The 4,154-nt window shown below is 74.0% G+C and carries 1 protein-coding gene; it reads left to right on the top strand.

The features are described from left to right. Positions 1-4,154 (top strand): type I polyketide synthase (locus AB0E62_RS39800; protein ID WP_362205964.1); only part of this gene is annotated, 4,154 nt, incomplete at both ends.

Genomic DNA, 4,154 nt, shown 5'->3' on the forward strand with positions numbered 1-4,154 from the left:
GCCGATGGTGTGCGGGACATGGTGGACAGTGGTGTGGGCACGTTCCTGGAGCTGGGGCCGGACGGCACGCTGTCGGCGATGATCCAGGAGAGCGCCGGGGTGACGACGGTGCCGATGCTGCGGCGTGGCCGGGACGAGGAGACGGCTGCGGTCACGGCGCTGGCGGTGCTGCACGCCCATGGTGTCACGGTGGACTGGGAGGCGTTCTTCGCCGGTACGGGCGCCCGTCGGGTGGACCTGCCGACCTACGCCTTCCAGCACGAGCGGTACTGGCCGGAGCGGACCGGTGCCACCGGCGACGTGTCCGGTGCGGGCCTCGCATCGGTCGAGCACCCGTTGCTGGGCGCGGCCGTCGCACTCGCCGGCGGCGAGGCCACCGTGCTCACCGGGCGGCTGTCCGTGCGGTCCGTGCCGTGGCTGGCGGATCATGTGGTGCACGGCCGGGTCCTGTTCCCCGGCACCGGGTTCGTCGAGCTGGCGCTGCGCGCCGGTGACGAGGTCGGGCTCGACCGGATCGACGAGCTGACCCTGGCGGTCCCGCTCGTACTGCCCGAGACCGGCGCGGTGCACATCCAGGTGCGGGTGGACGGCACCGCCTTCGGCGTGTTCTCCCGTCCCGAACACACCGACGGTCCGTGGACACAGCACGCGTTCGGCACCCTGGCCGCCTCCGGAGCAGCCACGGCCGACCTGTCGATGTGGCCGCCGGCCGGTGCGGAGGCCATCGCCCTGGACGGCTTCTACGAGCGGCTCGCCGACCTCGGCTTCGCCTACGGCCCGACGTTCCGCGGTCTCACGGCCGCGTGGCGCCACGGCGGCGAGGTCTACGCGGAGGTCGCGCTGCCCGGTGATACCGCCGACCAGTCCGCCGTGTACGGCCTGCACCCGGCGCTGCTCGACGCGGTCCTGCACGCGACGTCGTTGACCGCCGAGGGCGAACGCAGCGTGCTCCCGTTCGCCTGGGAGGGCGTGACCCTGCACGCCTCGGCCGCCGCCGTGCTGCGCGTGGTGCTGACCGGTGATCCCACCGGCGGTGTCACCATTACCGCCGCCGACACCGCCGGCAACGTGGTCGCCACCGTCGACTCGCTCGTGTTCCGCGAGGTCACCGCGGACCAGGTCGGCCCGAGCGCCGACGCGCTCTACCGGATCGACTGGTCGGCACGGGTACGCGCCGGCGACGAGCAGGTGACCGCCGTCGTGCTCGGCGACGACCCGCGCGGTGTCGCCGGCCGGCTGCGGTCGGCAGGCGTCACCGTCTCCGTCATCGTCGACCCGGCCTCGCTCGGCGACGCCTTCGCCGCCTCCGATGCCCCCGACGCTGTCGTGGTGCCCCTTGCCGTCGACGGTGACGTGGCCGACGGTGACGTGCTCGCCGGAACCCACGACCTCGCCGACCGCGTGCTGGGCCTGCTCCAGGGCTGGCTCGCGTCCGACGCGCCCGACGGGACCCGGCTGGTGTTCGTCGTCGACGGCGCGGACCTGGCCACGGCCGCGTTGCGGGGCCTCGTGCGGTCCGCCCAGACCGAGCATCCCGGCCGCTTCGTCCTCGTCGACGCCGACCACGGACCGCTGCCGCTGGACGCGGTCCTCGGCGCCGACGAGCCCCAGGTGCGGGTGCGGGACGGCGAGGTCCGGGCCGCCCGGCTCGCCCGCCTCACCGCCCCGGCCGCGAGCACGGACTGGAACGCCGACGGCACGGTCCTGATCACGGGCGGCACCGGCGGGCTCGGCGCGGCCCTCGCACGGCACCTCGTCGCCGAGCGCGGCGTGCGGCACCTGCTGCTGCTCAGCCGCCGCGGACCAGATGCCGAGGGCGCCGCCGAGCTGGTCGCCGATCTGACGGATGCCGGGGCCACCGCGACGGTTCTCGCCTGCGATGTGACAGATCGGGACGCCCTGGCGGCGGCACTCGCCACCGTGGCGGCCGAGCACCCGCTGCGTGCCGTCGTGCACGCCGCCGGCGTGCTGGACGACGGTGTCATCGACTCCCTCACGTCCGAGCGCCTCGCCACGGTGCTGCGGGTGAAGGCGGATGCCGCCTGGCACCTGCACGAGCTGACCGCAGACCTCGACGCGTTCGTGCTCTTCTCCTCGGTCGCCGGCCTCCTCGGCGCGGCCGGCCAGGGCAACTACGCGGCGGGCAACGCGTTCCTGGACGCCCTCGCCGCCCACCGCCGCGCCCACGGGCTGCCCGCCCTGTCGCTCGCGTGGGGCGCGTGGGCGCCCGAGACCGGCATGACCGCCGGGCTCACCGACGCCGACCGAGCCCGCCTCGACCGTGAAGGCGTGCCGCCGCTGGCGATCGAGCAGGGCATGGCGCTGTTCGACGCGGCCCTGTCCGTGCAGGACGAGGCGGTGGTGTCGCCCGTGCTGCTCGACCTGGCGGCACTGCGGGCTCGTGGCGAGGTTCCCGCCCTGCTGCGCGGACTCGTGCGCACGCGGGGCCGCCGGATCGCGGCGCACGGCGGAAAGGCGGCCGACGGCCTGGCCCGTCGCCTCTCAGCGCTGCCGGAGGCCGACCGTACGGAGATCGTGCTCGACCTGGTCCGTGGCCGGGTGGCGTCCGTGCTGGGCTACGACACCCCGGCGTCGGTGGATCCGGAGCGCTCGTTCCAGGAGCTGGGCCTGGATTCGCTGACGGCGGTGGAGCTGCGCAACGGCCTGTCGGCGGCCACCGGGTTGCGGCTGTCGGCGACGCTCGTGTTCGACTACCCGACCTCCGCCGGACTGGCGGCCTACCTGGTAGGTGAGCTGCTGGGGACGGAGCCGGTGGAGACGCCGGTCGCGGCGCTGCCGCCGGTGTCGGACGATCCGGTGGTGATCGTGGGCATGGCGTGCCGGTATCCGGGCGGTGTGCGGTCGCCGGAGGACCTCTGGCGACTGGTCACCGACGAGGTGGACGCCGTGTCCGCGTTCCCGGAGAACCGGGGCTGGGACCTCGACGGTCTCTACCACCCGGACCCGGATCACCTCGGCACCTCGTACGCGCGTGAGGCGGGCTTTCTGCACGACGCGGGAGAGTTCGACGCGGAGTTCTTCGGGATGAGTCCCCGGGAGGCGCTCGCCACGGACGCGCAGCAGCGGCTGCTGCTGGAGACGTCGTGGGAGGCGCTGGAGCGGGCCGGCCTCGATCCGGTGTCGCTGCGGGGCAGCCGCACCGGCGTGTTCGCCGGCGTGATGTACAGCGACTACTCGGAGCTGCTGAACACCCCGGAGTTCGAGGGCTACCGCGGCAACGGCAGCGCGCCGAGCGTGGCGTCCGGCCGCGTCGCCTACACCTTCGGCTTCGAGGGCCCGGCGGTCACGGTCGACACGGCGTGCTCGTCATCGCTGGTGGCTCTGCACTGGGCAGCGCAGGCGTTGCGGTCGGGTGACTGTGATCTGGCGTTGGCCGGTGGTGTGACCGTGCTGTCCACACCGAACCTGTTCGTCGACTTCTCCCGCCAGCGCGGTATGTCCGCTGACGGCCGCTGCCGGTCCTACGCGGACTCCGCGGACGGGGTCGGGTGGTCCGAGGGTGTCGGCATGCTGGTGGTGGAGCGGCTGTCGGACGCGGTGCGCAACGGTCACGAGATCCTGGCCGTGGTGCGGGGTTCGGCGGTGAACCAGGACGGTGCGTCGAACGGCCTCACCGCTCCGAACGGGCCCTCGCAGCAGCGGGTGATCCGGCAGGCGCTGGCAAGCGCGGGACTGTCGCCCGCGGACGTGGACGTCGTGGAGGGCCACGGCACGGGCACGTCGCTCGGTGACCCGATCGAGGCGCAGGCGCTGCTGGCGGCCTACGGCCAGGACCGTGAGAGGCCGCTGCTGCTGGGTTCGGTGAAGTCGAACATCGGGCACACGCAGGCGGCCGCGGGTGTCGCCGGCGTGATCAAGATGGTCGTGGCGCTCCGCCACGGTGTTGCGCCCCGGACCTTGCACGTGGACCGGCCCTCGTCACACGTGGACTGGGAGGCTGGTGACGTCGAGCTGGTGACCGAGACGACGGCGTGGCCGGCGGTGGACCGGCCGCGGCGGGCGGCGGTGTCGTCGTTCGGGATCTCCGGCACCAACGCGCACACCATCCTGGAGCAGGCCCCCGTCACCGTGGCCGTCGAGCCGGCGGCGGTGGACGTCGTGGTGCCGTGGGTGGTGTCGGGCCGGTCGGAAAC

Origin of the sequence: Streptomyces sp. NPDC038707 (genome assembly GCF_040636485.1) — a bacterium.
Taxonomy (GTDB): domain Bacteria; phylum Actinomycetota; class Actinomycetes; order Streptomycetales; family Streptomycetaceae; genus Streptomyces.